The sequence below is a fragment of the Qipengyuania aquimaris genome, assembly GCF_020171965.1.
Taxonomy (GTDB): Bacteria; Pseudomonadota; Alphaproteobacteria; order Sphingomonadales; family Sphingomonadaceae; genus Qipengyuania; species Qipengyuania aquimaris_A.
In genome coordinates, this window is the sequence record NZ_JAIUZK010000001.1 from 274,996 (window position 1) to 300,530 (window position 25,535).

A 25,535-nucleotide genomic window follows, 5' to 3' on the forward strand; every position below is an offset into this window, starting at 1 on the left:
CTACGAATTGACTTTGGGGGCAACAAAAGTGGTCGAATTTCTCAAAAAACTGGGACGCGACACCGAAGGTGCCACCGCTGTTGAGTACGGGCTGATTCTCGCTCTGATCTTCCTCTCCATGATCGGTGCGGTCAGCTCATTCGGGCAGACCACTATCGACATGTGGAACAGGGTGGCCACGACGATTTCGGCGGCCACGGGGGTCTGAACGGGAGTGAAGAAGTCGGCCCGTTGATTAGCAATTTGTCAACTTGTCGGCGTCAGAACGAGAATTGCTCAAGCTTCAACAGGGGCGAGAGCCGGGTAACGAAGACTGAACCAGGAGACTACACATGAAGTTCATCAAAACGCTGCGTCGCAACGAAGAAGGTGCAACCGCTATCGAGTACGGCCTGATCGCTGCTCTTATCGCTGTTGCTGCTATCACTGCCATGCAGAGCCTCGGTGGCGAGCTCAGCACGACCTTCAACACCGTTGACGGTGAAATGGCTACGGCAAACGCCAAGGCTCCGAACGGCGTCTAATAGACCCTTCGGTAACGAAAAAAGAAGGCGGCGAGGGAAACCTCGCCGCCTTTTTTGTTGCCTGCGGTAAAAGTGATGGAGGGCTTAGCGCCCCCGCACCACGATCTTCACCTTCTGCCCGGCCTGCAGGCGATCGGTCGACGAGAGGCCGTTGAGCACGCGGAAGCGCGCTTCCTGTCCGCTGTCATAGGCCATGCGCGCTGCCATAGTCGCAACCGTATCGCGCGATCCGACCGTCACGACATCCACATGACGGGGAATGACATTGGCCGCCTGCTGCGCGGTAATCCGGCGCATCGACGAGAACATCGAGTTGAACGTGCCCGACTGGCCCGCCGGGGTCAGCGCCAGGAAGTGATAGGCGCGGTCGTTCGAGAATTCATACGCGAACACTGTGACATCCAGGTTCTGGTTGCCCGAATTGACCCGCGCGGTGCCGTAGGCGGCAGGCAATCCGTTGACCGTGGTGGTCTGGATGCTGGCGGGGCGAACCTGCTGCTGGTCGCTCAGCGCACCAAACACGCTGGTGACGTAACTCTGCAGATTGCCATTATACGGCCCGAGCGAGAACTGAGCCTTGCCGCTCTGGCCGCTGATGGTGACGGCGCGCGTGCCATTAACCATGTAAAAGCCCTGCGGCGCGGTGAATGCAAGGCGCAGGTCCGGATGGATGAACTGGCGCCCTTCGACGACGCCCTGCTGCGGGTCATCCCCGTAGAGAATCCCGTCAATGCGAGTGAGGAAGGTGTCGCGATTCGTCACGCGGCCGGTTCCGCCAACTTCCTGCGCATAGTTCAGAGCGGTCTGGACACGGCTGGCAGGATCGGGGTGGGTCGATGCCCATTCCGGAAGGCGCGCGTTGTCGCGTCCCATCAACTGCGCATCGAGCGAGTTCTGCGCCGCGAGGCTGGACAGCACGGTAGCCATTGCACGCGTGTCGTATCCTGCCTGGTTGAGATACTGGATGCCGAGGCGGTCGGCTTCCAGCTCCTGGCTGCGCGAGAACTTGAGGGTCAGCAGTTGCGAGCCCTGCAGCGAAAGCTGGCCGAGCTGCTGCCCAAGGCCGGTGCCGCCAAGCAGGGCCTGGCTAGCGATCGCGCCGAGCACGCCGAGGATCGAGTTACGCTGCGCGGCCTGCTGGCGGCGCTGCGAGTGGCGGGCCGCAACGTGACCGACTTCGTGACCTAGGACGCCGGCCAGTTCGGCTTCGTTGTTCATCAGCGATACGAGCTGGCGCGTCGTATAGACATAGCCACCGGGGATCGCGAAAGCGTTGTTGACCGGGCTGTTCAGCAGCGAAACGGTGAAGCTGCCGCGCGCATTGGCAAGGCCCGACTGGACGGCGATGTTCTGGCCGACCATCTCCACATACTGTGCCTGCGGACCGGTCATCGCTCCGCCAAATTCGGCCAGCAGCTGCGGATGGGCCTCGGCCCCCTGCTGTGCTTCATTCTGCGAAATCGGCGCTGAAGCATCGGGTATCGTGGCGCAGCCCGTAAGGGCCAGCGCCATGGTGGCGGTGGATGCGGCGAGTGTCTTCATGACGGACATTGGGTTCCCCTTCGTCTGGCCGAGCGGGTCCCACCGCCGCCGGCCGGTTGTTTACGCTAGGGAGAACAGGGGGATGCGGCTGTTTGTTCCCGCACCGCGCAAATGAGGTCGATCAGCCTGCAATCTGCAGGAAACGCTCCTCACGCATCCGCTTGAGCTCTTCCGCAGAGTGAATCGACAGCTTGTCGAGTTCCTCGCCGATCGCTTCCGCTAGGCTGTGCGCCGCTGCACGCGGATCGCGGTGTGCGCCGCCAACAGGTTCGGCCACGATGCGGTCGATGACGCCCAGATCCTTCAGGTTCTGCGCCGTCACCTTCATGGCCTCTGCCGCATCGGGGGCCTTTTCGGCCGTACGCCAGAGGATGGATGCACAGCCTTCGGGCGAAATCACCGAATAGACCGCGTGTTCGAGCATCAGCACGCGTTCCGCACTGGCCAGCGCCACTGCGCCGCCCGAACCGCCCTCGCCCACGATGCTGGCGACCATTGGCACCGGCAGCGCGAGGCAGGCCTCGGTAGAACGCGCGATCGCTTCCGCCTGGCCGCGCTCTTCCGCCTCGACGCCCGGAAAGGCGCCGGAAGTATCCACCAGCGTCACGACCGGCAGGTCGAACCGGCCGGCAAGTTCCATCAGGCGGATCGCCTTACGATAGCCTTCGGGCTTGCCCATGCCGAAATTGTGACGGATGCGGCTGGCGGTATCATTGCCCTTTTCATGGCCGATCAGCACGATCTTGCGGCCATTCAGCTTGGCAAAGCCGCCCATGATCGCTTCGTCTTCGCCATATGCGCGGTCACCGCCCAGCGGCACGAATTCCTCGAACGCGTATTCGACATAATCGCGGAAATGCGGGCGCGAGGGATGCCGCGCGACCTGCGTTTTCTGCCACGGAGTGAGCGAGGCATAGGTGGATGCCAGCAGGTCCGCGCTCTTGAGTTCAAGGCGCTGGAGCTCGTTCGTGATATCGACCTCGTCGCCCTCGGCAGCGCTGCGTAGTTCCGCAATGCGCGTTTCGAGTTCGGCAACGGGCTTTTCGAATTCAAGATAGGAAACCATTGCCACCCCGCTAGTCGCTCGCGCGCGGGCGGGCAAGAGGATGCCGCTCGTTGACCAGCTTTACCAACCGCGCCGCATCGACATGGGTATAGATTTGCGTCGTCGCGATATCCGCATGGCCGAGCAGCGTCTGTAGCGCGCGCAGGTCCGCCCCGCCCTCCAGCAAGTGGGTCGCAAAGGCGTGGCGCAGCACGTGGGGACTGAGCTTTTCCGGCGGCAGGTCGGCGCGCACGGCCAGTTCCTTCAGCATCTGGAACAGGCGCACGCGCGAAATATGCCCGGCGCGCGAGGGGAACAGGAAGGTCGCTCCGCCCGGCCGCAGCGCGAGCCAGCGCGAAAGCGCTTTCGTGGCACGGCGGCTGATCGGTACCAGCCGGGCCTGGCCACCCTTCCCCGTCACGGTGAGGAAAGGTTCGTCGCGGGGGACGGCGGACAGGGGAAGCGAAACGAGCTCGGTCGCACGCAGACCCGAACCATAGAGCAATTCGAGCATGACCAGCATCCGGACTGCCTTGGGCCGCTCGCTGGCTGCCTCGTCCTCGGCGCGGGCGAAAAGTGCCTCCACCTGCTGGTGCGTCAGGATCTTTGGCAAGGGGCGCCGTGTGGCGGGCCGCGGAAGGGCATGCGTCGGATCGTCCTCGCGCAGCCCCTCGTCCATCAGGAAGCCGTAGAACTGGCGCAGCGCGGAAATCTTGCGCGCCATGGTCGAGGCGGCAAGCGTGGACCAGCCCTGCCCGAGCTTCGACAGCTGTGCCTTGCTGGCGGAGGCGAGATCGCCGCCGACGATCTCCTCTGCCTGCGCTAGGTCGCGTCCGTAGGCAGCTATAGTGTTCTGGGCCGCACCGCGTTCCGCGGCCAGCATGTTAAGGAATTCCTCGATTGCGCTCATGGACCGATCAGGCCCGCGCGACCGCCTCCGCGGCGATCATCCTGGCCTCCGCTTCCAAGCCCACGGCATTGAGCGCGGAAACGATGTGGTAGAGGTGGCGCGCGGTCATCTGGTCCCAGCTCGTGCCCTGCATGCCCAGCCCGGCAAGATAGGCCACCAGCGCACCGTTGTTCACTTCGGCAGCCTTGTCGATCATCCGCGTCCACCGGGTGGGCGCGGTGAAATTCATTTCGAGCCGGTCGGAATATTCGGTGATTTCGTCCTGCCCGACACGCCCCAATCCGGCGAGACCGGCCAACAGCATACGCGATTTGCGGCTGCGAGCGGATTCGTCGTCGTCGAAAAAGCTGTCGAGCTGGCCGTCGGTGACGGTGCCACCCTGGGGATTGGCAAGCGCCAGCAGCGCCCAGCCGAGACTGCCCTCATCGACAGCACTAGCCCATCGCATCGCGTCCCGGTCGAGCCCTGCGGTCAGCATCGAGGCGATGAGGTCTCCGGATTCGTCCGCGAAATCCGCGCTCGGCGTCACGCGGGCGGCGGCATAGGCGGTCAGGACGTAACGACCGTACTGGTCGTCTGCCCCGCCCCACACGTCGCGGATGGCTGCGATCCGCTCGGCAGGAGAAGGATCGACATAGGCGGAGCGCAGGCGCGAGGCTACTGGCAGCGCAGGATCCTCGCCTGCCTGCTCCCGCTCTGCGTAGAGCAGCGAATAGAGATCGACGATGGCACGCGCGGAAAGCACGCCCGATGCCGCCGCCACATCGGCACCGCGGATGCGTTGGCCCGGAGAAAGCGCCGGCGTCAGAGCGCTGGAAATCAGCATCGGATTATCGAGATCGTCGGTCAGGTTTTCCGGGACGGGTTCGCCCAGCGCATTGGCCATTGCGAAGCGCCACGGGGTCAGATCGCCAGACCCTTCCCATTCAATGGTCACCGCGCGGCGACCCTCACCCGCTGCACCGGCAAAGCGCTGGGCCAGCAGGACGTCGAGCCGGTCGTCTTCCTCGGTACGCGACAGCAGGCGGCGCAAGTCGTTCTGCGCTCGCTGGGTCTCGCCTGCAAATGCTGCGCAGATACCTTCCAGCATCTCGCGATGCGGTGTTTCGTCGGAGACCTTGCCCAGCCGGATGGCCGGGCATGCCCCCACGATATCGCTCGTCCCGACATAGGCGTCGATCGCGGCGCGGGTCAGCGCGGGCGAGTAATTCGCCGTGTCGATATCCTGCACCAAAGCGCGGGCGACAGCATACTCGCCCATGCTGTTCAGCGCGCTTGCACGCAGCGTGGCGAATTCGATCGGACCCATCCCCTGGGGCGCATCGAGGCGGCTGGCGAGCGCGCGGCGCATTAGGATGTGACCCCAGCGCGAAACCATCGGCCCCTGGACACCTCCCAGGGCAGCGCGGACGATAGAAGCGGGTTGGCGCGCGAGCGAGCCGGTCGGCAAGCCGCCCTCGGCCGGCGCAATAATTCCGATTTCGCTGGTGGCGCGGCGCGCGGCAGGGGGAATATCGTATCGCGGTCTAAGGCCCAGAGCTTCGTCCAGTTCCGCCGCGCTCATCGCCTCCAGTTCCTCGACCGACGGAATGTCGCTCAGGTTCACGCCGGACGTGTCGACGGGCGCGGGCGCGCTCGGCAGGGGCTGCACGATTTCGCCCGAAGTCGACGGGCTTTCCGTAGGCGCAGGCGTGGCAGGAGCCGGAGCGGGAGCCGGTGCTGGCGTATTGGCCGCGCCGGGCAGAATGCTCTCCGGCGTGCGCTGTGCCACCACGACGCTCGACGAAATCACGAGGGCCGCACCGGCCAGCCAGTAACCGCGCTTCATCCTGCTGCTCCCGGCAATTCGACAGGTTCGGAAATCGGGCGCAGCGGTTCTTCCCCGCCGTCGATCCAGGCCACGACCAGCACCGCCAGGAGGGCGAGCGCAGCGATCAGGATCATACGCGAGCGTTTCACGGCCAAGATTTTCGTATCCTCGATCAATATTCGTGTGGGTTGCCCGCGCCCTAGCCCATCTATAGGCCGAGCGGCAATGAGCAACGCGCATACACCCCACGATATGTCCGATCCCGTGCGACAGGCACGCAGGATTACACGCCCGCTCGTGCTGGTCGGATTGATGGGCGTGGGCAAGACGAGTATCGGCCGCCGCCTCGCCTCGGCGCTTGATCGCGATTTCGTCGACGCAGACGAGGAAATAGAGCGCGCCGCCGACCGCACGGTGGCGGAAATCTTCGAAGCCCATGGCGAAGCCTATTTCCGCGACGGCGAACGCCGCGTGATCGCGAGATTGATGGAAGAAGGGCACGGCGTGATCGCCACCGGTGGCGGCGCCTTCGTCGATCCCGAAACCCGCGCTCTCGTCCTCGATCAGGGGCTGGCGATCTGGCTCGATTGCGACATCGAAACTCTGGTCGAGCGGACTTCGCGCAAGAATACGCGCCCCTTGCTGAAGACCGGCGACCCGCACACCATCCTGCGCGACCTGAAGGAACAGCGCAGCCCCGCCTATGCGCAGGCGCAAATTCACGTCGTGACGGGCGATGGCCCGCATGAGCTTGCGGTCGAACGCATCATCGAGGAGCTTGCGGCATGGCAGTGATAGACGTCGAACTTGCCGGACGCAGCTACGAGGTACGGGTCGCGCGCGATTTGCTCGCCCGTGTAGCCGAAGAGGCTGCCCCCTTCCTGCGCAAACAGGCCGTGCCGATCGTGGCCGATGCCAATGCGCGCAAACACTGGGGCGCAGCCGTCGAGGCGTCCCTGCGCGCAGCGGGTAAGGAGCCCCGCTGGTACGATGTTGCTCCGGGCGAGAGTTCGAAAAGCTGGGAAAGCCTGGCGCGCCTTACTGACTGGCTGCTGGCCGAAGGCGTCGAGCGCGGGGACCACGTGCTGGCGCTTGGCGGCGGGGTGGTTGGCGACTTGACCGGATTTGCCTGCGCAATCCTCAAACGCGGCTGCGGCTTCGTCCAATTGCCGACGACGCTGCTGGCGCAGGTGGACAGTTCGGTGGGCGGCAAGACCGCAATCAACACATCGGCAGGCAAGAACCTCGTCGGAGCCTTCCACCAGCCCTCGCTGGTGCTGGCCGACTTGTCGGCGCTCGACACCCTGCCTGACCGCGAGATGCGCGCAGGATATGCGGAAGTGCTGAAGTACGGCGTGCTAGGCGATGCGGATTTCTTCGCCTGGCTCGAGGAAAACGGCGCGAAGGTGGTGGCACGCGAGAACGGGGCGCTCGAACACGCCGTCGCGACCAGCGTTGCGGCGAAGGCACGCATCGTCGCGGAGGACGAGCGCGAGACGTCCGGTGCACGTGCATTGCTCAATCTCGGCCATACCTTCGGCCATGCGCTGGAGGCGGAAACAGGCTTTTCCGACCGCCTGCTGCATGGCGAAGGGGTTGCCCTCGGCATGGTGCTTGCCGCCCGCTATTCCGCACGGCGCGGCGAGATCGGTATCGAGGAAGCGGAGCGCGTGACCCGCGCGGTCGACGCTGCGGGGCTTCCATCGGAAATTTCCGCGCTTGGCCTGACCTGCAACGGGCGCGCGCTGGCCGATCACATGCTGCACGACAAGAAGATGGATGCAGGCACCCTGCCCTTCATCCTGCTGCGCAGCATCGGTGCAGCATATCTCGCCAAGGACGTGACGCTGGACGACGTTGCGCTCTTCCTCGACGAGCAGCTGAAGGCGCATTGAAATGGCCGGGACATTCACTTCGCTACCAAATGATGGCCCCTACGCCTGATGGCCACTGCCATACTACTCAATGGCTCCAGCAGCTCGGGCAAGACGAGCCTCGCGCGCGCCATGCAGGCCGAAGCTCAAGACCTTTTGCTTCACATATCGCTGGACGATTTCATCGGCATGTTGCCAGCCGGCGTGGAAAACGCAGATCAATGGTTTCCGGTCACCCGGCTCGGCACAGAGCCAAATCCGTTGGTCAGGATCGACACCGGCTCCTGCGGTGCGAAGCTGCTAGCCTCGATGCGCAATCTCGCGCGCGAGCTTGCCGATGACGGATTTCCGCTCGTTATTGATGATGTGTGCACGGTAAAGGAGGTTGAGGAGTGGCGGCAATCGATGAAGGGTCACACCTTGCTAGCCGTGAAAGTCGATGCCCCCGTCGACATATTGATCCAGCGTGAAAACGCGCGCGGAGACCGCACTCTTGGTACCGCCCGCGAACAGGCGCAAAGGATTCATGAAGGCATAGATTACGATCTCACGATCGATACCAGCGCAAGAAGCCTTGAAGATTGTGCCCGTATGGTCATCGAAGCGAGCAAACTGGAGGGCGGGAAGTGAGCATTTTCGAGATGCAGATCGCGGTAGCAAACCTCGATGACCCGCAGGTCCGCTCGCTGATCGCGTTTCACCAGCAGGACATGGAGGAAATGTCGCCGCCAGGAACCAGCTGGGCGCTCGATCTCACGGGGCTCACCGGTCCCGAAACGACTGTCTTGGGAGCCTGGGAAGGCGATACTCTCATCGCCATCGGCGCACTCAAACGAGTGGGAGGCGGCACCGCCGAATTGAAATCCATGCGCACCCTTCCCGCCCATCTTGGCAAAGGTGCTGCCAAGGCTTTGCTGGTCGCCTTGATAAAGCTGTCACGTGAAGAGGGCCTCAGCAGGCTCAGCCTTGAGACCGGGACGAGTGAGGAGTTCATGCCGGCAATCGCGCTCTATTCGAAGCATGGCTTTGCGAAGGGCGATGCCTTTTCGGAATACGTCAACGGGCCGCACAACCAGTGCTACCATCTGGACCTTACTGCCTAGTCGGGATCAGCTTGCGCGCGGCTCCAGCCGTGTGACCTTCGCGCCTGCCCCCACAGGCTCGTAATCCGCCATCATCGCATCGTGTTCGCCGAACAGCCGCTCGATCTCGGTCCTGCGTTGCAAGAGCATCTGCGCGATGCCCGGTGCGAGACTGTCGCCATCGCCGATCTTGCCGAGGATTCCTGCGAGATCGGCGATCGTCGCGTCCTCGGGGGTCTTGTGGTAATTCCCCCTGGTATCGAAAAATCCAGTGCCCCTATGTGCCATGCGTAATACTCCTGAGTGTGTTGCGTCAGAAGCGAACCGAAGGCCCACAGTATCTCCACTAGTTCGATTCGGTAAAAGTCTCTTAACCACGATTTCACGCCAACCCCTGCATTTCGCAAGGATCAGCGCAAATCGGGTAATAATCAAAACGCGACGCTTTATTGGAAAGCGCGCGCGACTTTTCTATTCGAGTTCGAGAATGACCTCGTCCACCGCGAGACTGTCGCCCTCGCCGGCGTTGATCTTGCCCACGACGGCCTGCTTTTCGGCGCGCAGGATGTTTTCCATCTTCATCGCCTCGACCGTGGCGAGCGGCTGTCCGGGCTGGACTTCCTCGCCCTCTGCCACGTGCAGTTTCACCAGCAGGCCGGGCATCGGGCAGATCAGCATCTTGGAAAGATCCGGCGGTTCCTTCTCGATCATGTGACCGGCCAGATGCGCGATGCGCGTCTGGAGGATGCGCAGGTGATGCGTCGCCCCGCGCGTAGTGATCGCATAGCCGGTGCGCGACGGAGCCAGCTGGAAAGTGTAGGTTTCGCGCGGCTCGGCATCTTCGTCAGCCCCGTTGTCGAACAGGGCCACGTCAGTCATGCGCTGGCCCGGCGTGTACTGCATCTCGATCGTGACCTGCTCACCGTCGACCGTGAGCGCATTCTCTTCCAGACGCACTTCATGGGTCGATGAGCCTTCTTCGCTTGCCCCGATACGAATGGTCCAGTCACCCGGCGCGTATTCGTCGCCGTTCAACTGCTGGTCGATCCGCCGTGCACGGTCGGCATCGGCGGTGGCGATAACGCCGCCCACCGCAGCCAGCACCCGCTTGAGTTCGTCGGAGGCAGGCGCGCCCTCGAAGCCCTCGGGATACTCCTCGGCGATGAAGCCGGTGGTCAGTTCGCCCGAACGGAACCGCGGGTGCTGCATGATGGCGCTGAGGAAATCGATATTGTGCCCCAGCCCCTCGATCCGGAATGCATCGAGCGCCTGCACCTGAAGGTCCGCCGCCTCGTCGCGGGTCTCGCCCCAGGTGACGAGCTTGGCGATCATCGGGTCGTAGAACATCGACACCTCGCCGCCTTCGAAGACGCCATCGTCGACGCGAATGCCATCGACACCGCGTCGCCCGTTCTCCGCGCCATCGTCCGCCCAGGGCTCGACCGGAGGCTGGTAGTGGACGAGACGACCGGTTGAAGGGAGGAAGCCGCGATAGGGATCTTCCGCATAGACGCGGTTCTCGATCGCCCAGCCGTCGATCTTTACATCGTCCTGCGTGATTTCGAGCTTCTCGCCGGCCGCAACCCGTATCATTTGCTCTACAAGGTCTACACCGGTGATCGCTTCCGTTACAGGATGCTCCACCTGCAGGCGGGTGTTCATTTCGAGAAAGTAGAAGCTCTCGCCCGTCTTGTCGGCGCCGGAAACGATCAGTTCGACCGTACCTGCACTGTGATAATCCACGGCCCGCGCCAGCGCGACGCATTGCTCGCCCATGGCCTTGCGCATCTTGGGTGTGACGAAAGGCGACGGGGCTTCTTCGACTACCTTCTGGTGCCGCCGCTGGATCGAGCATTCGCGCTCGTTCAGATAAATGATGTTGCCGTGCTTATCGCCAAGGATCTGGATTTCGATATGGCGCGGGTTCTCGATGAATTTCTCGATGAAGACGCGGTCGTCGCCGAAGGAGTTCAAACCTTCGCGCTTGGTCGCCTCGAAGCCTTCGCGCACGTCCTTTTCAGAGTAAGCGAGGCGCATTCCCTTGCCGCCGCCGCCCGCGCTGGCCTTCATCATCACCGGATAGCCGATGTCGTTGCTGATCTCGACCGCGTGCTCTGTGTCGCGGATTTCGCCGACGAAACCGGGCACGACGTTCACCCCCGCTTCGCGCGCGAGCTTCTTCGATTCGATCTTGTCGCCCATCGCCGCGATCGCGCCGGTCGGCGGGCCGATGAAAGTGATGTTCTCCTTCGCCAGCGCCTCCACGAAGCTGGCGCGTTCGGACAGGAAGCCATAGCCCGGATGCACCGCCTCTGCGCCCGTCTGCTTGCAGGCGGCGATGATCTTGTCCGCGATCAGGTAGCTTTCGGCAGCGGGCGCCGGACCGATGTGCACGGCCTCGTCCGCCATGCGCACGAAAGGCGCGCGCGCATCGGCATCGGAATAGACCGCGACAGTGGCGATACCCATGCGCTTGGCAGTCTTGATGACGCGGCAGGCAATTTCACCGCGATTGGCGATCAGTATCTTGGAAAACAAACGGGCCTCCGATGCAGGCGAACTAGCGTGAGCAGTCCATGCCGCAGCGGAGGCCCCGTATCAAGGCAAGTGCCTCAATCCCGGTCGATATGACCGATCTGGCGGTCCTGGCGCAAGATCAGGGAGTCGAATTCCTCCCACAGCGCCTTGGCCTTGGCCTCGCCGCCGACCTGGCGCACGAATTCGGCTTCCCACTTCTTGCCTTCCGGATTTTCGGCCCAGCCCATCTGGGCGATACCACCACGCATCGGCAAGGCGACGATGCTGTCGTAATCGCCGGTTTGCATGTGGAAATCGATCACGTCGTTATAGCCCAGCGCCGCATCGACCTTTGCGAACATCTCGATGATCTCGTGGGCACGCTCGCCCTTGCCGGGCTTCCACTTGATCATGTTGACACGATACCAGTCGACCTTGGAAAGTTCGGGCGTGTGATCGTCCGCAAAGGCAGGTGTTGCCGGAATGGCGAGGCCAATGGCGGCGGCGGTCAAGATTAGCTTCTTCATGCAGTCTTCCCCCTAGTCAGGAATACGACCCTAAGAAGCGATCCGTTCGGTTGTATGCTGTTGTCCCCCAGCGCGGCGAATTAGCCACCTGAATCGAGCGAGAGTCAAGCAGCCGATCTAATCCGCTGATCCGACGTCGAATTTCCGATTAGGCCTGGACGAAATCGATCAGGGCATGGGCGTAGTGCTGCGCTCCGCGACGCTCGCCCTCGCCTTCGAGAAGCCCCTGCATGGCCACCGCGAGGCGCTGCTGGTTGTCTGCCGAAAGCTCTCCCAGCGGGGAGACGTAGATCCCGATGGTGAAGAGGATCGCCCCCGTTTCCGGCAAACGCCGCAAGGTCTGGCGTTCGGAGCGGACGAACAGTGTCTCGCCCGCATTATCGGGCGTGACATGGGCGAAGGCCCGCTCAGGAGTCTCCGCCACCCAGCGGCGCTCTCCCGTGGCGGCGATGAACCAGTTGCAACGACCGTATATCGCGCCCGCCTTCAGCTTGGCCATAAAGTGGTCGACACCGCTGGCAAGCTGGTCCTCATAGCCTTGGATCGGGGCGTGGAGCGAACGCAAGGGAAGCCCCATCTTGTCGGCAGGCGTCCAGTCGGAAGGCCATGCCACCGCCGCGCCGACGAGGCGGTACTGTTCGTCGCCATCGCGCAGTGTGAGCAGGCACATGTCCTCGTGATGTGTTCGCGCCGCTTCGGGCAGGCCACCCGACAGACCAAGCATGGCGGCAAGTTCCGCCCCGGGAGCCTCACCCTCCGGCGAAAGCTGGATGCCTTGCGGATAGGCTGCAAACCCCGCCTCGCGCGCCGCAAGGTCGGGATATGGCTGGAGCCATTCGTCCTCGTCCAGCTTGGCAAGCCCCATCTTCAGTACGCCGCCACCGCGTGCGCGCGGCAGGAGCTCGTCGACCGAGAACCCGAAGGTCAATCGCGTATCCTCTTGATAATTCCGCGAGCGAACCATTGCAGAAAAGCAGCGCAGATCAGTCCGTAAATGATCGTGGGGATGGCGCTACCAGTAAAGTAGCTCGTATCGCTCGGCTGCTCATCTGGAGCCACGAACTTGACGACCTCGAAAATCATCGAAGCGGTAAGCCAAAAGAAGACCGAAAAGAGCGAAAAGGCGATGCTCGAAATTCTGACAAACCGCCCGATCACTCCGTAGGCTCCACCACCTTGCAGGCCCGCATCGGCTCCTCCTGCGCCAGCGCTGTCAGCCCGAGCTTGGCGAATAGTGCAGCATCGCTGTCATCGCCAGCATTGGGCGCGGTCAGCAGCTTGTCGCCGGTGAAGATCGAATTCGCGCCCGCCATGAAGCACAGCGCCTGCGTCGCCTCGGACATAGACTCGCGGCCTGCGGACAGTCGCACCATGCTCATCGGCATCGTGATACGCGCTACGGCCACGGTGCGGACGAACTCGATATCGTCGATCTTGGCGAGCGGGGTGTCGGCGAGCATGTCGCCCAGCACCGTGCCCTTGACCGGCACCAGCGCGTTGACCGGCACGCTTTCAGGATGGCGTTCGAGCGTGGCGAGCGTGTGGACGAAGCCAACCCGGTCATCGCGCGTTTCGCCCATGCCCACAATCCCGCCGCTGCACACGTTGATGCCCGCATCGCGCACGTTCTGGAGCGTGTCGAGACGGTCCTGATAGTTGCGGGTCGAGATCACGCGCTCGTAATATTCCGGCCCGGTGTCGACATTGTGGTTGTAGTAATCGAGGCCCGCTTCCTTCAGCATGTCCGCCTGCTTCGGCGTCAGCATGCCCAGAGTCATGCAGGTTTCCAGCCCCATGTTGCGCACGCCCTTCACGATCTCGACGATCGCAGGCATGTCGCGGTCCTTGGGGTTGCGCCACGCCGCGCCCATGCAGAAGCGCTGGCTGCCCTGATCCTTGGCCTGCGCCGCGCGCTGGAGGACCGACTGCACCTCCATCAGCTTGGTCGCCTCGACCCCGCTGTCGGCCTTCACCGACTGCGAGCAATAACCGCAATCCTCCGGACACCCGCCGGTCTTGATCGACAGCAGCGTGCACAGCTGGATCTGCTCGGGTGGATGGTATTGCCGGTGGACGGTGGCCGCCTGAAAAAGCAGTTCAGTGAAGGGAAGGTCGAACAGCCCCGCGATTTCCTCGCGGGTCCAATCGGTGCGGATTTGGGTCATTACTTCTTTCTCTCTCGCTTCACTATCCACCAAGCGAAGGGAAAATAGGCCAGCGCGCCAATCAATGGCACTCCATAATTTATGAACCGCCACCCATTTGGAGAGTAGTCTTGGAAACCGGGTGCATTGAAGCCGAGAAACAACATCAACATCGCCACCCCGAAAAGCCAAGCGGGCAAAATTACGAGTGCCTTAAGTAATCCACGATCCATCACTCCGCCGCCTCGTCCAGGTCCTCACCCGCAGGCGGCATGTTGTGGCCCAGCAATCGCAGCACATCCGCTGCGCATTCCACGACATTGCTGCCCGGGCCGTAGATGCCCTGCACTCCGGCATCGCGCAGGAAGTCGTAGTCCTTCTGCGGGATCACGCCGCCGGCGATCACCTTGATGTCGCTGCGGCCCGCCTCTTTCAGCAGTGTGATGAGTTCGGGGATCAGCGTCTTGTGACCCGCCGCAAGGCTGCTCGCGCCGATGGCGTCGACGTCGTTTTCAAGCGCCATGTCGCGGGTTTCTTCGGGCGTCTGGAACAGGGGGCCGGAGACGACCTCGAAGCCCATGTCTGCAAAGGCCGATGCGATGACGTTCGCGCCGCGGTCGTGGCCGTCCTGACCCATCTTGGCGACCATCAGCTTCGGTGCGCGGCCCAAGCGGCGTTCGACCGCCTTCACGCCCGCGACGACCTGCTGGTAGCGGTCGTCTTCGGAGTAGGCCTGCGAATACACGCCGCGCACGGGCCTCGGCATGGTGTCGTAGCGGCCATAGGCATCTTCCATCGCCTGGCTGATTTCGCCCAGCGTCGCATCGTGCCGCGCCGCCTCGACCGCGAGTTCGAGAAGGTTGCCCTCGCGCTGCGCAGCACCGCGTGCCAGCGCATCGAGCGCGGCCTTGCAGGCGAATTCGTCGCGGCCTGCGCGGACCTTCTCCAGCCGTGCGATCTGGCTCTGGCGCACGGCATGGTTGTCGATGTCGAGCGTGTCGATATCGGCTTCTTGCGGAAGACGATACTTGTTGACGCCGACGATCACCGTTTCGCCCTTGTCGACGCTCGCCTGCTTGGCAGCCGCCGCTTCCTCGATCTGCGCCTTCGGCTTACCACTGGCGACATATTCGGTCATGCCGCCCGCCGCTTCGACCTCGTCGAGCAGCTTTCGGGCCTCGTCCACCAGCGCGGCAGTGAGGCTTTCGATGTAGTAGCTACCGCCCAGCGGATCGGCGACATTGGTGATGCCGGTCTCCTCCTGGATCACCAGCTGCGTGTTGCGCGCGATGCGGGCGGAGAAGTCGGTCGGCAGCGCGATCGCCTCATCCAGCGCATTGGTGTGGAGCGACTGCGTGCCGCCCAGCACCGCTGCCATCGCTTCGATCGTGGTGCGGATGACGTTGTTGTAGGGGTCCTGCTCCTGCAGGCTCACACCGCTCGTCTGGCAGTGGGTGCGCAGCATCTTCGACTTGGGGTTCTGCGCCCCCAGCCCTTCCATGACATCGTGCCACAGCGCACGCGCGGCGCGCATCTTGGCGATCTCCATGAAGAAGTTCATGCCGATGCCCCAGAAGAAGGACAGGCGCGGCGCGAAGGCGTCGATATCGAGGCCCGCTTCCATCGCGCGCTTGGCATATTCCTTGCCGTCGGCAATGGTGAAGGCGAGCTCCTGCACGGCCGTCGCCCCGGCCTCGTGCATGTGATAGCCCGAGATCGAAATGCTGTTGAATTTCGGCATGTTGGCCGAGGTATATGCGATGATGTCCGAGACGATCCGCATGCTCGGTTCGGGCGGATAGATATAGGTGTTGCGGACCATGAACTCCTTCAGGATGTCGTTCTGGATGGTCCCGGCGAGCTTGTCCTGCGAAACCCCCTGCCGCTCCGCCGCGACGATGTAGAAAGCGAGCACGGGGATAACCGCGCCGTTCATCGTCATGCTGACGCTCATCGTGTCGAGCGGGATCTGGTCGAACAGGATTTCCATGTCGCGCACGGTGTCGATCGCGACACCCGCCTTGCCGACATCGCCGACCACGCGCGGGTGGTCGCTGTCATAGCCGCGGTGCGTGGCGAGGTCGAAAGCGACCGAGAGGCCCTTCTGGCCCGCGGCAAGGTTGCGGCGATAGAAGGCGTTCGATTCCTCTGCCGTAGAGAAGCCCGCATACTGGCGGATGGTCCACGGACGGCCGGTGTACATCGAGGCATAGGGCCCCCGCGTGAACGGAGCGATGCCGGGCACACCGGGGTCCAGCCCCTCGGTATCCTCGCTGGTGTAGAGCGGCTTTACCTCGATCCCTTCCGGCGTGTGCCAGGTCAGGTCGCGGCCCTTCACTTCCTTGTCGGCGCGGGCCTTCCAGTCGTCGTATGTCGGCTTGTCAGTCATCGTGAGTTCCGTGTCCGCGCGGTCAGTTCGACCAGTGCGCGTTTTCCTTGGGGGTTTCCATGATTTCGGTCAGCTGGCCCATCATGTCCTTGGGGTGGAGGAAGAAGATCGGCGTGCCGTGTGCGCCGATGCGCGTCGGGCCTAGGATGCGCTTGCCCATATCCTCGAACCACTTGCGCGCGTCCTCGATGTCCTCGACTTCGTAGCAGACATGGTGCTGCGCGCCGGAAGGGTTCTTCTCGAGAAATTTGGCAATGGGGCTGTCTTCACCCAGCGGCTCGATCAGTTCGATCTGTGTGCCGTTGGTGCCATTCTCGCCCGGAGTGTCGACGAAGCAGACCTTCACGCCCTGCGCTTCCAGATCGAACGGCTTGTGAAAGCGCGTCGCGCCCATGACATCGCGGTAATAGCGGATCGATTCCTCGATCGACGGCGTCGCGACACCGATGTGATTGAGACGGCCGAGCTTCATGCGTCATCCTCCAGAACAGAAACGGCGCGCCCCTGTAAACAGGAGCGCGCCGCTTCTTTGGAACGTCGGCAGGCAGCAATCAACCGCCGCTTTCGACATCTCCCAGTCCTTCGACATATTCGGCACCGGCGAGGATTTCCGCCGAACTGCCTTCGAAGCTGTCGCCGATAGGCTGCGTACGCCCACCGAGGCAGGTGCCGAGGAAGCCTTCCATCGCGGCGAAGAAGCTCAGGCGGTTTTCCGGTTTCTGGAAGCCGTGCCCTTCGTCGGGATAGTTGATGTAAGTGACGGGCAGGTTCTTGGCCTGCATGGCCTCTACCAGGTTGTCGGCTTCCTGCTTGGTCACGCGCGGGTCGTTGCCGCCCTGCCCCACGAGCAGGGGCACGCGGATATCGTCGATCCGGCTGATGGCCGAGCGGGCGAGGAGGTCCTTGCGCTGTTCCGGATCGGCGGGATCGCCGACATAGCGATACCAGGTCCCGGCGAGGAACGGCTTCCAGTATTCGGGGAAGCTTTCGATCAGGGTGACGAGGCTCGACGGGCCGACGATGTCGACACCGCAGGCGAAGCGGTCGGGGGTGAAGGCAACGCCGGTCAGCGTCGCATAGCCGCCGTAGCTGCCCCCGCCGATCGCGACCTTGTCTTCCTGCGCAATGCCCTCCGCAATCGCCCAGTCGACCGCGTCGATCAGGTCGGTGTGCATCTTGCCGGCGAATTCGCCGACGGCGGCATTGGTGAAGTCCTTACCGAAGCCGGTCGAGCCGCGGTAATTCACGCTCAGCACCGCATATCCGCGATTGGCCATCCACTGGTGCACCGTGTTGTAGCCGTAGCTGTCGCGTGCCCACGGGCCGCCATGGACCCACAGCAGCATCGGGACCGCTTCGTCCGGACGCCCGTCGCCATCGGGATCGCTGCCTGGCGGCAGGGTGAGGTAGGACACCAGCGTCTTGCCGTCCGAAGACTTGAGCTCAAGCGGATGCATCGGCTGCAGCGGCGCATCGGCGAGATCGGGACGCGTCACGAACCATGGGGTGAGCGTCTGCGCAGTCCGGTCATAGACATGATATTGGCCCGGAGCCTCGGCAGAGCCGCCCCATACGATCCATTTGCTGTCGTCTTCGGTCCGCGACAGGATCTGGTATTCGCCGTCAATCTTGGAGGAGAGGAACTGCAATTCCTTGGCGGCCTCGTCGTTCAGCGCCTGCCATTCTTCCTGGAGGTAATTGGTTGAATAGGCGATCGGCTCGTAAGTCTCGTTGTCGACCAGCACGCGGCTCAGGTCCGCCTTGTCCGGTTCGATCAGAAGCGAACGCTCGCCCGTCGTCAGGTCGATGGCGAAGCCTGCCGCAAGGTTCCGCTCGCGGCTGTCGATCATGTAGACCGTGTTGTTGTCGCGCGAGAAGCCGACGATATTGGTGTTGAGCATGTCCTCGCTGGGAATGTCGGCGAAGACTTCGCCCGGCGTCATATCCTCGTTGAGATAGACCGCTTTCATGCCGCCATCGGGCTGCGGGGCCAGCGCCATGCGCGGCTTGTAGGTGTTGTCGGTAACCCACGCCGCATAGCCGGGATTTTCCGCAACCAGCGTGCGCTCGCCCGTCTCGATATTGTATTCATAGAGATCGGTCAGCTGCGGGTTACGCTCGTTGGTGCCGACCAGGATCACGCCGGGCCGGTCGCGGCTGGCACCCATCAGCTGCGCGCGGATGCCGTCGGGCAGCGGGGTGAGATCGCGCGTCTCTCCGGTTTCGGGATCGGCGGCGTAGACGTGGAAGTTCTCGTCGCCGTCATTGTCCTTCACGAACAAGACGTACTGGCTGTCGACGGTCCACTGGTGATTGGAAATGCCGCGATGGCGGTCGTCGGTCACGACCTTGCCGTTCGAGGGATCGCTGGCAGGCGCGACCCAGACGTTCATCACGCCTTCGTCGGGCGCGATCCAGCTGACCCACTGGCCGTCCGGGCTGATACGGCCCTGGCTGGCGACGGGATTGCCGAACAATTCGTCGCGGTCGATCAGTTCGTAATCGGAAAGGGCGTGATGTTCTGCATGGCCGACGCCCGTCATCAAGGCCGAACCTGCAAGTGCAGCGGCGGCTAGGGAAATTTTCTTCATGAAGTCAGTCTCCTCTCGATGACGGGGAGACTAACCGGGGGATGCTGTATTGTCTAGGTAACACGCCCTCTCGCGGCGCGGGCCTCGATGGACGGCAGAGTTCAGTCGATTAATGGCGTGGCAACGCGGATATGGTTGGGACGGCCGAGTTTCATAACCAATACCTCGCATCGAGCCCAAAGAAGCTCAGCGTTATCAAAATCGCGAAAACTGCGATCATCCAATGAACCGAAAACCAGAACCAATATCCGGCGGGATCATCGACACGAGTGCACGCGAGCGGTGCGATCCCGAATGACTTCCTACGTGTTCCCTGAACTGCCGTAACGAGGGCAAGTAAAGTTGCCGCCGCGACTAGCCAAGGTAGATAGATGTCAAAGAGGGATATTATCGTGCTTCTTCCACGGGTTCTCGAGCTGCTTCGTGCGCAGCTTCCTCAGCCCGAGCGCAATCCGCCGCCGCGTGGAGTGCGGGTAGATCACCTCGTCGATATAGCCGCGCTGTGCCGCGACGAAGGGGTTGGCGAAGCGGTCTTCGTATTCCTTGGTTTTCTCGGCGATCTTGTCGGGGTCGTCGCGGTCCTGGCGGAAGATGATCTCCACCGCGCCTTTCGCGCCCATGACGGCGATTTCGGCGGTGGGCCAGGCGTAATTGAGGTCGCCGCGAAGGTGCTTGGAGGCCATCACGTCATAGGCTCCGCCATAGGCCTTGCGGGTGATCACCGTGATCTTGGGCACGGTCGCCTCGGCATAGGCGAACAGCAGCTTCGCGCCGTGCTTGATGATGCCGTTGTGTTCCTGCGCCGTGCCGGGAAGGAAGCCGGGCACGTCGACGAAAGTCACGATCGGGATTTCGAATGCATCGCAGAAACGCACGAAGCGCGCGGCCTTCTTGGACGAAGCGATGTCGAGCACGCCGGCGAGCACCATCGGCTGGTTTGCCACCACGCCCACCGTGCGCCCTTCCACCCGGCCGAAGCCGCAGATGATGTTGGCCGCATGGTTCGGCTGGATTTCGAAGAAGTCGCCCTCGTCCAGCGTCTTCCGGATGACTTCGTGCATGTCATAGGGCTGGTTGGCATTGTCGGGGATCAGCGTGTCGAGGCTCGGCTCCTCGCGGTCCCATGCGTCGGCCGTGGGACGTTCCGGCACTTCCTCGCGGTTCGACAGCGGCAGGTAATCGAAGAAATTGCGCGTCGCGAGCAGCGTCTCGATATCGTTTTCGAAGCTGTTGTCGGCGACGCTCGTCTTGGTGGTGTGCGTCTTCGCCCCGCCCAGTTCCTCCTGCGTGACGACCTCGTTGGTCACCGTCTTCACCACGTCGGGACCGGTGACGAACATGTAGGAGCTGTCCTCCACCATGAAGATGAAGTCGGTCATCGCAGGGCTGTACACCGCCCCGCCTGCACACGGCCCCATGATCAGGCTGATCTGCGGAACGACGCCGCTGGCGAGCACATTGCGCTGGAACACTTCGGCATAGCCGCCCAGCGAAGCCACGCCTTCCTGGATGCGCGCGCCGCCGCTGTCGTTAAGGCCGATCACCGGCGCGCCGACCTTCATTGCAGTGTCCATGACCTTGCAGATTTTCTCTGCATGTCGTTTGGAAAGGGAGCCGCCGAAAACAGTAAAATCCTGCGAGAACACGTAGACCAGGCGGCCGTTGATCGTGCCCGATCCGGTGACGACGCCATCGCCGGGGATCTTCTGGTCCTGCATGCCGAAGTCGACGCAGTCGTGTTCGACATAGGTGTCGAGTTCTTCGAAGCTGCCTTCATCGAGCAGCACGTCGAGGCGTTCGCGCGCGGTCAGCTTGCCCTTGGCGTGCTGTGCGGCGATGCGTTTCTCGCCCCCGCCCAGCTTGGCGGCTTCGCGGCGACGTTCCATTTCGGCGATATTGGCGGACATGCTCTCTCCGTAAAATCTCTCGCCAAGCGCCTAGAGCGCGCAGTGGCGAAGCGTCAATGTCAGGCGTGGCCTCGCTGGGCGCTTATCAGGAATTCGACATTGCCTTCCGGGCCCGTGATGGGGCTTTCGACAATGCCCTGAACCTCGAAGCCGAGACCCTCGACCCATGTCCGGACTTCCTCGCAGACGCGGGCGTGCAAGGCGGGATCGCTGACCACTCCTTTCTTGCCCACTTCCTCGCGCCCGACCTCGAACTGCGGCTTGATGAGGGCGACAAGGCGGCAGTCCTGCTCGGCAAGTTCGAGTGGTCGTTCAAGCACCTTCGACAGACCGATGAAGCTTGCATCACACACCACCCATGTCACGGGCCGGTCGATCATCTCGGGCGTGAGGATGCGTGCGCTGGTCTGTTCCAGCACCGTAACCCGCTCGTCCTGCCGCAGCTTCCAAGCCAGCTGGTTGGTGCCGCTGTCGACAGCGAAGACGTGGCCAGCCCCGCCCTGCAACAACACATCGGTAAAGCCGCCGGTCGAGCTGCCGATGTCCATCGCGGTGACCCCGCTCGGATCGAGACCGAAGTGCTCGATCGCGTGAGCCAGCTTGATCCCGCCGCGGCTTACCCATGGATGGTCGCGCCCGCGCACTTCGAGCGGCGCGTCCTCACGCAATTGCTGACCGGGCTTGGCAAGCTTCTGTTCGCCGGAAAATACCAGCCCCGCCATGACCAGCGCCTGCGCACGGGTCCGGCTTTCCACCAGGCCGCGATCGACAAGCATTTGGTCGAGACGTTTCTTCGCCACAGCAAACTCCGTTTGAAACCAAGGGCGTTAGCGCGCATTGGACCGGTATGAAACCGATCTACGGACAATTTGCCGCCGCCTGTGCCCTGACCATCGGCCTTGCAGGCTGCATCCCGCCCTCGCCCGAGCCGACGCCCGCGCCCAGCCCTGCGCCAGTCAGCACCCCGTCGCCGACGCCGACACCGACACCGGTGGCGCAGGCTCCCGTCACCGAAAACTGGATCGATGCCCCGCAAACCGCAGGGGACTGGTCGTATCGAAAAGTCGGACGTGGTTCCGTCGCGAGTTTCGGGCCGGATTTGAATGAGCCGCTGTTCGCGCTCGGTTGCGATCCGGACCAAAGGCAGATTGAAATTATAATCAGTCCGCGCCCACAAGGCGCGCAAATCGAGAATTCGGAGCAGCGGATAGTGACAATTCGCACCGAGACGGCTGACCGAACTTTGACTGCGCTGCCGGTATTTCAGGGCGGCGGGGTCAGGACGCAACTTCAACCTCGCGATCCGCTGCTCGATGCCATGGCCCTGACACGCGGACGATTCGCTGTGGAAACAAGCAATTCGCCGCCGCTTTACCTGCCGGCATGGTCCGAAGTTACGCGAGTGATCGAGGATTGCCGTTAGACTGATTCGGACGTCGCCGAACCTCCGTATCGCAACCCTGTCGGCGGATACGAAAAAGGCCCGGGATTCGTCCCGAGCCACAAACGCCAATTCTGACGTGGGATAACTTTTTTACAAGCCTTGTTTTCACCCCTTATCCGCAACAAATTGTAAGCAAGATCAGCGGCACACGCGGTCTTGGCCACCAGTGAAACGGCGGTCTAGCTCACAAGCTTGAAAGGAGGTGATCCGATGTCTCATGGTTCAGTAGCGAGGTCGGTGAAGATCCCTACGGAGCATATTCGGTAACATTCCTGCCGAGTAAGGCTACGTGAGCGGCGCTTCCGACCGCTGACCATGCGAAGGGCGATCCTCCTACGGGCGAGGGTCGCCCTTCTCATTTGAGGGTCTCGATACTTGCGCCCGCGCGCCCTTCACACTAACCGCGCGTCATGGATTTCGCGCACATTCCCCACCCCGCCCCCGTCCCCGGCGAGACCCGCCAGCAGGCTCTCCTGGACCCCGGTTTCGGCAAGCTGTTCACCGATCACATGGTCGTCATCGACTATGATGCGGACAAGGGTGGATGGCATCAGGCGACACTAGGACCCCGCCAGCCGATCAGCCTCGATCCTGCGGCGGCCGTGCTGCATTACGCGCAGGAAATTTTCGAAGGGATGAAAGCCTACAAGCACGGCGACGACACGCTTGGCCTGTTTCGTCCCGAACAGAATGCGCGGCGTTTCAATGCGAGCGCGCGGCGGATGGCGATGCCCGAATTGCCGGAAGAGCTGTTCCTCGAATCCATCCGCCAGCTGGTCGCCGCCGACCGGGACTGGGTGCCGAGCGATCCCGACGGCTCGCTTTACCTGCGCCCCTTCATGTTCGCATCCGAGGCCTTCCTCGGCGTGCGCCCCGCGAGGCAGTACAAATATATCCTGATTGCGAGCCCCGTCGGCCCCTATTTCAAGGGCGGCGCGAAGCCGGTGAAGATCTGGGTCAGCCGCAATTATACCCGCGCTGCGCCCGGCGGGACCGGCGCAGCGAAGACCGGTGGCAATTATGCTGCCAGCCTCGTGCCCCAGGCCGAGGGTATCGAGAACGGCTGCGACCAAGTGGTCTTCCTCGATGCGGTCGAAAAGAAATGGATCGAAGAACTGGGCGGCATGAACCTGTTCTTCGTATTCGACGATGGCACGGTCATTACTCCGCCGCTGACGGGCACGATCCTGCCGGGCATCACCCGCGACAGCCTGATCCAGCTGCTGCGCGAAGAGGGTCTCAACGTTCGCGAAGAGCCATACAGCATCGACCAGTGGCGCGTGGATGCGACCACCGGCAAGCTGCTGGAAACGATGGCCTGCGGCACCGCTGCGGTCGTGACGCCGGTCGGCACTGTTCTTGGCCCTGATGGCGACTTCACCATTGGCACTGGCGGTACCGGCCAGATCACCAACAAGGTCCGCGAAAAGCTGGTCGGCATCCAGAAGGGCGCCGTGAACGATACGCACGGCTGGGTCACGAAGCTCTAAGGCCGGGCCGTCACCGAAGGCTCCACTCCTTCGCACGCCGCCAGTCGGTCCCTGATTGCATCGATAAGCCAGCTGGTTGCAGGGCCTGGCCGCGCATCGCGGCGCCAAAGCGCGCTGAGCGTATAGTTCGCCCCAGGTTTTTCGGGGAGGTCCAGCAGACACAGCCTGCCTTCCTCAAGATCGCCGCGCACCATGTGCCGCGGCATATTGCCCCAGCCGATTCCCTCCTTGAGCAGCGCGTGCTTCGCGCCGAGGTCTGCGAGGCGCCAGTTCTGCGGCGACAGCACCGAAAATTCACGCCCTTCCGAAAGCGGCGAGCGGTCCGACAGTACGAGCTGGAGGTGCTTGCGGCTTTGCCCCGGCTTGATGCCGGCGCGCGCGAGCGGATGATCGGGGGCAGCAACGGGGACCAGTTCGACGGCGCCGACGGCTTGTCGTTCAAGTTCCGCGCTATCGGCCATCAGCGGACCGCCGATCGCCAGATCCGCCCCGCCTCCGATGAGGCAAGCTTCCACAGCGCCCAAGGCTTCCACCTGTAGTCGCAGGGCGACATTGGGATACATCTTGCGAAATTCGCGCAGCACCCCCGCCGTCACTTCACCCGGCAGCATCACGTCGACGACCAACGAAACCTCGCTCTCGAGGCCGGCATGGAGGCTTCGCGACTTCGCAAGGAGCGTGTCGACACCGTCGGTTACGGCCATGGCTTCAGGGAGCAGCGCCTTGCCGTCATCCGTCAACACCGGTCGGCGCGAGCCTTCGCGCTCGAACAGCGTGACCCCCAATTGCGCTTCCATCTGGGCAACGCCGTAGCTCACGGCCGAGACCGCCCGGCCCATCTTGCGCGCTGCGGCGCCGAAGCTCCCCTCCTCGGCCACTGCGAGAAAGATGCGGAGTTGGTCGAGGCTAGGCTCGCCAAGCTTCACTGTTCGTATTTCCTGAACATCTTAACGCATTTTATCGCAGTTATCGAAACAAAGAGCAATCGCTATCTGTAGCTCCAACGAAGCAATCCCTTCGAGGAGACCCGAAATGATCGAACACCGCCCTTTCGATACGCTCGGCAAGGCCAACCACGGCTGGCTCGATGCGAACCACCACTTTTCTTTCGCCGGCTACCATGATCCGGAGCGCGTCAACTGGGGCGCCCTGCGCGTCTGGAACGACGATATCATCGCGCCGAAAAGCGGCTTTCCGACGCACCCGCACCGGGACATGGAAATCATTACCTATGTCCGCACCGGCGCGATCACGCACCGCGACAGCATGGGCAATGAAGGCCGCACCGAAGCAGGGGACGTCCAGGTGATGAGCGCCGGGAACGGCGTCCAGCATTCGGAATTCAATCTGGAAGACGAGGAAACCACGCTCTTCCAGATCTGGATCATTCCTTCGGAACGCGGCGGCCAGCCCGGCTGGGGCGCACGCAAGTTCCCCAAGGGCGACCGCGCCGGCCAGTTCGTGCCGCTCGCCAGTGGAGCCGCGAACGACGACGACGCCCTCAATATCCGGACCGATGCCCGTGTTCTGGGTGCAACGGTCAAGGCTGGCGAGAGCGTGACCTACACGCCGCGCACTGCCGAGCGGCACCTCTATCTCGTGCCGGCGACCGGCAGCATCCGCATCGGCGATATCGAGGCGAAAGCCCGCGACGGCATCGCCATCACCAAGGAAGACAGCATCACCATTACCGCTCTCGAGGACAGCGAACTCGTCCTCGTCGATGCGGCCTGAACAGG

General features: G+C 62.9%; 25 protein-coding genes. 9 read left to right on the plus strand and 16 right to left on the minus strand.

The genetic code is table 11. The features are described 5' to 3' along the window. Nucleotides 1–28 precede the first annotated feature (28 nt). Nucleotides 29–208: a Flp family type IVb pilin gene (locus LCM24_RS01380; RefSeq protein WP_224802432.1), complete on the plus strand. Its 180-nt coding sequence runs from the start codon at nucleotides 29–31 to the stop codon at nucleotides 206–208. A 124-nt stretch (nucleotides 209–332) separates the two neighbouring features. Continuing rightward, nucleotides 333–524, plus strand: a complete 192-nt coding sequence (locus LCM24_RS01385; protein ID WP_100259056.1) for a Flp family type IVb pilin — start codon at nucleotides 333–335, stop codon at nucleotides 522–524. An 84-nt stretch (nucleotides 525–608) separates the two neighbouring features. Here the strand turns inward: LCM24_RS01385 and LCM24_RS01390 are convergent, their stop codons facing one another. From LCM24_RS01390 to LCM24_RS12990, 5 genes are all read right to left on the minus strand, one after another. Beyond that, nucleotides 609–2,075, minus strand: a complete 1,467-nt coding sequence (locus LCM24_RS01390; protein ID WP_224802433.1) for a M48 family metalloprotease — start codon at nucleotides 2,073–2,075, stop codon at nucleotides 609–611. 112 nt (nucleotides 2,076–2,187) lie between these two features. Then, nucleotides 2,188–3,132: an acetyl-CoA carboxylase carboxyltransferase subunit alpha gene (locus LCM24_RS01395; RefSeq protein WP_224802434.1), complete on the minus strand. Its 945-nt coding sequence runs from the start codon at nucleotides 3,130–3,132 to the stop codon at nucleotides 2,188–2,190. A 10-nt stretch (nucleotides 3,133–3,142) separates the two neighbouring features. Then, complete coding sequence (locus tag LCM24_RS01400; RefSeq protein WP_224802435.1) at nucleotides 3,143–4,021, minus strand: tyrosine recombinase; 879 nt, start codon at nucleotides 4,019–4,021, stop codon at nucleotides 3,143–3,145. A gap of 7 nt (nucleotides 4,022–4,028) precedes the next feature. After that, on the minus strand, nucleotides 4,029–5,849 hold the full coding sequence (locus LCM24_RS01405; protein ID WP_224802436.1) for a hypothetical protein: 1,821 nt from the start codon (nucleotides 5,847–5,849) through the stop codon (nucleotides 4,029–4,031). After that, nucleotides 5,846–5,980, minus strand: coding sequence for a hypothetical protein (locus tag LCM24_RS12990; RefSeq protein WP_263617977.1), 135 nt, complete (start codon nucleotides 5,978–5,980; stop codon nucleotides 5,846–5,848). Before LCM24_RS12990 ends, LCM24_RS01405 begins: the two co-directional genes overlap by 4 nt. Nucleotides 5,981–6,056: 76 nt before the next feature. Here LCM24_RS12990 and LCM24_RS01410 point away from each other — a divergent pair, with 76 nt between their 5' ends. Genes LCM24_RS01410 through LCM24_RS01425 form a run of 4 tightly spaced genes read left to right on the plus strand, consistent with a single transcriptional unit; the run spans nucleotide 6,057 to nucleotide 8,808 of the window. Then, nucleotides 6,057–6,626 (plus strand): shikimate kinase, encoded by a 570-nt coding sequence (locus tag LCM24_RS01410; protein ID WP_224802437.1) that lies wholly within the window; start codon nucleotides 6,057–6,059, stop codon nucleotides 6,624–6,626. After that, nucleotides 6,617–7,726 (plus strand): 3-dehydroquinate synthase, encoded by a 1,110-nt coding sequence (gene aroB / locus LCM24_RS01415; RefSeq protein WP_224802438.1) that lies wholly within the window; start codon nucleotides 6,617–6,619, stop codon nucleotides 7,724–7,726. The genes LCM24_RS01410 and aroB overlap by 10 nt, the downstream gene beginning before the upstream one ends. A 48-nt stretch (nucleotides 7,727–7,774) precedes the next feature. Next, entirely contained in the window at nucleotides 7,775–8,335 is a 561-nt protein-coding gene (locus tag LCM24_RS01420) for a chloramphenicol phosphotransferase CPT family protein (protein ID WP_224802439.1), read from the plus strand. Beyond that, nucleotides 8,332–8,808, plus strand: coding sequence for a GNAT family N-acetyltransferase (locus LCM24_RS01425; protein ID WP_224802440.1), 477 nt, complete (start codon nucleotides 8,332–8,334; stop codon nucleotides 8,806–8,808). Before LCM24_RS01420 ends, LCM24_RS01425 begins: the two co-directional genes overlap by 4 nt. A 6-nt stretch (nucleotides 8,809–8,814) precedes the next feature. Here the strand turns inward: LCM24_RS01425 and LCM24_RS01430 are convergent, their stop codons facing one another. From LCM24_RS01430 to LCM24_RS01475, 10 genes are all read right to left on the minus strand, one after another. Beyond that, nucleotides 8,815–9,075, minus strand: a complete 261-nt coding sequence (locus tag LCM24_RS01430; protein ID WP_090478926.1) for a hypothetical protein — start codon at nucleotides 9,073–9,075, stop codon at nucleotides 8,815–8,817. Nucleotides 9,076–9,258: 183 nt separating this feature from the next. After that, nucleotides 9,259–11,325 (minus strand): acetyl/propionyl/methylcrotonyl-CoA carboxylase subunit alpha, encoded by a 2,067-nt coding sequence (locus LCM24_RS01435; protein WP_224802441.1) that lies wholly within the window; start codon nucleotides 11,323–11,325, stop codon nucleotides 9,259–9,261. Between the two features lie 74 nt (nucleotides 11,326–11,399). Continuing rightward, entirely contained in the window at nucleotides 11,400–11,831 is a 432-nt protein-coding gene (locus LCM24_RS01440; protein WP_224802442.1) for a hypothetical protein, read from the minus strand. Between the two features lie 148 nt (nucleotides 11,832–11,979). Continuing rightward, nucleotides 11,980–12,759, minus strand: a complete 780-nt coding sequence (locus tag LCM24_RS01445; RefSeq protein WP_224802443.1) for a heme-dependent oxidative N-demethylase family protein — start codon at nucleotides 12,757–12,759, stop codon at nucleotides 11,980–11,982. Nucleotides 12,760–12,985: 226 nt separating this feature from the next. Further along, nucleotides 12,986–13,996, minus strand: a complete 1,011-nt coding sequence (bioB, locus tag LCM24_RS01450; protein ID WP_224802444.1) for a biotin synthase BioB — start codon at nucleotides 13,994–13,996, stop codon at nucleotides 12,986–12,988. A 211-nt stretch (nucleotides 13,997–14,207) separates the two neighbouring features. Then, nucleotides 14,208–16,364 carry a methylmalonyl-CoA mutase gene (scpA, locus tag LCM24_RS01455; protein ID WP_224802445.1) on the minus strand — a complete coding sequence of 719 codons (2,157 nt, stop codon included), beginning with the start codon at nucleotides 16,362–16,364 and terminating at the stop codon, nucleotides 14,208–14,210. 22 nt (nucleotides 16,365–16,386) lie between these two features. Beyond that, nucleotides 16,387–16,836: a methylmalonyl-CoA epimerase gene (gene mce / locus LCM24_RS01460; protein WP_090478940.1), complete on the minus strand. Its 450-nt coding sequence runs from the start codon at nucleotides 16,834–16,836 to the stop codon at nucleotides 16,387–16,389. Between the two features lie 79 nt (nucleotides 16,837–16,915). Then, complete coding sequence (locus tag LCM24_RS01465) at nucleotides 16,916–18,955, minus strand: alpha/beta hydrolase family protein (protein WP_224802446.1); 2,040 nt, start codon at nucleotides 18,953–18,955, stop codon at nucleotides 16,916–16,918. A gap of 374 nt (nucleotides 18,956–19,329) precedes the next feature. Beyond that, complete coding sequence (locus LCM24_RS01470) at nucleotides 19,330–20,862, minus strand: acyl-CoA carboxylase subunit beta (protein ID WP_224802447.1); 1,533 nt, start codon at nucleotides 20,860–20,862, stop codon at nucleotides 19,330–19,332. Nucleotides 20,863–20,921: 59 nt separating this feature from the next. Beyond that, the gene (locus tag LCM24_RS01475) at nucleotides 20,922–21,638 is read right to left on the minus strand and encodes a TlyA family RNA methyltransferase (protein WP_224803436.1); all 717 of its coding nucleotides are present in this window, start codon (nucleotides 21,636–21,638) and stop codon (nucleotides 20,922–20,924) included. A gap of 71 nt (nucleotides 21,639–21,709) precedes the next feature. Between LCM24_RS01475 and LCM24_RS01480 the strand changes: the two genes are divergently transcribed. Both LCM24_RS01480 and LCM24_RS01485 read left to right on the plus strand, forming a co-directional pair. Next, the gene (locus LCM24_RS01480) at nucleotides 21,710–22,285 is read left to right on the plus strand and encodes a hypothetical protein (protein ID WP_224802448.1); all 576 of its coding nucleotides are present in this window, start codon (nucleotides 21,710–21,712) and stop codon (nucleotides 22,283–22,285) included. A 431-nt stretch (nucleotides 22,286–22,716) separates the two neighbouring features. Continuing rightward, nucleotides 22,717–23,796, plus strand: a complete 1,080-nt coding sequence (locus tag LCM24_RS01485; protein ID WP_224802449.1) for a branched-chain amino acid aminotransferase — start codon at nucleotides 22,717–22,719, stop codon at nucleotides 23,794–23,796. Here the strand turns inward: LCM24_RS01485 and LCM24_RS01490 are convergent. Continuing rightward, nucleotides 23,793–24,722, minus strand: a complete 930-nt coding sequence (locus LCM24_RS01490) for a LysR family transcriptional regulator (RefSeq protein ID WP_224802450.1) — start codon at nucleotides 24,720–24,722, stop codon at nucleotides 23,793–23,795. The two genes, LCM24_RS01485 and LCM24_RS01490, sit on opposite strands and share 4 nt — an antisense overlap. Before the next feature lie 106 nt (nucleotides 24,723–24,828). On the opposite strand from LCM24_RS01490, the gene LCM24_RS01495 reads away from it, so the two are divergent. Then, complete coding sequence (locus LCM24_RS01495; protein WP_224802451.1) at nucleotides 24,829–25,530, plus strand: pirin family protein; 702 nt, start codon at nucleotides 24,829–24,831, stop codon at nucleotides 25,528–25,530. The last annotated feature ends 5 nt before the right edge of the window (nucleotides 25,531–25,535 follow it).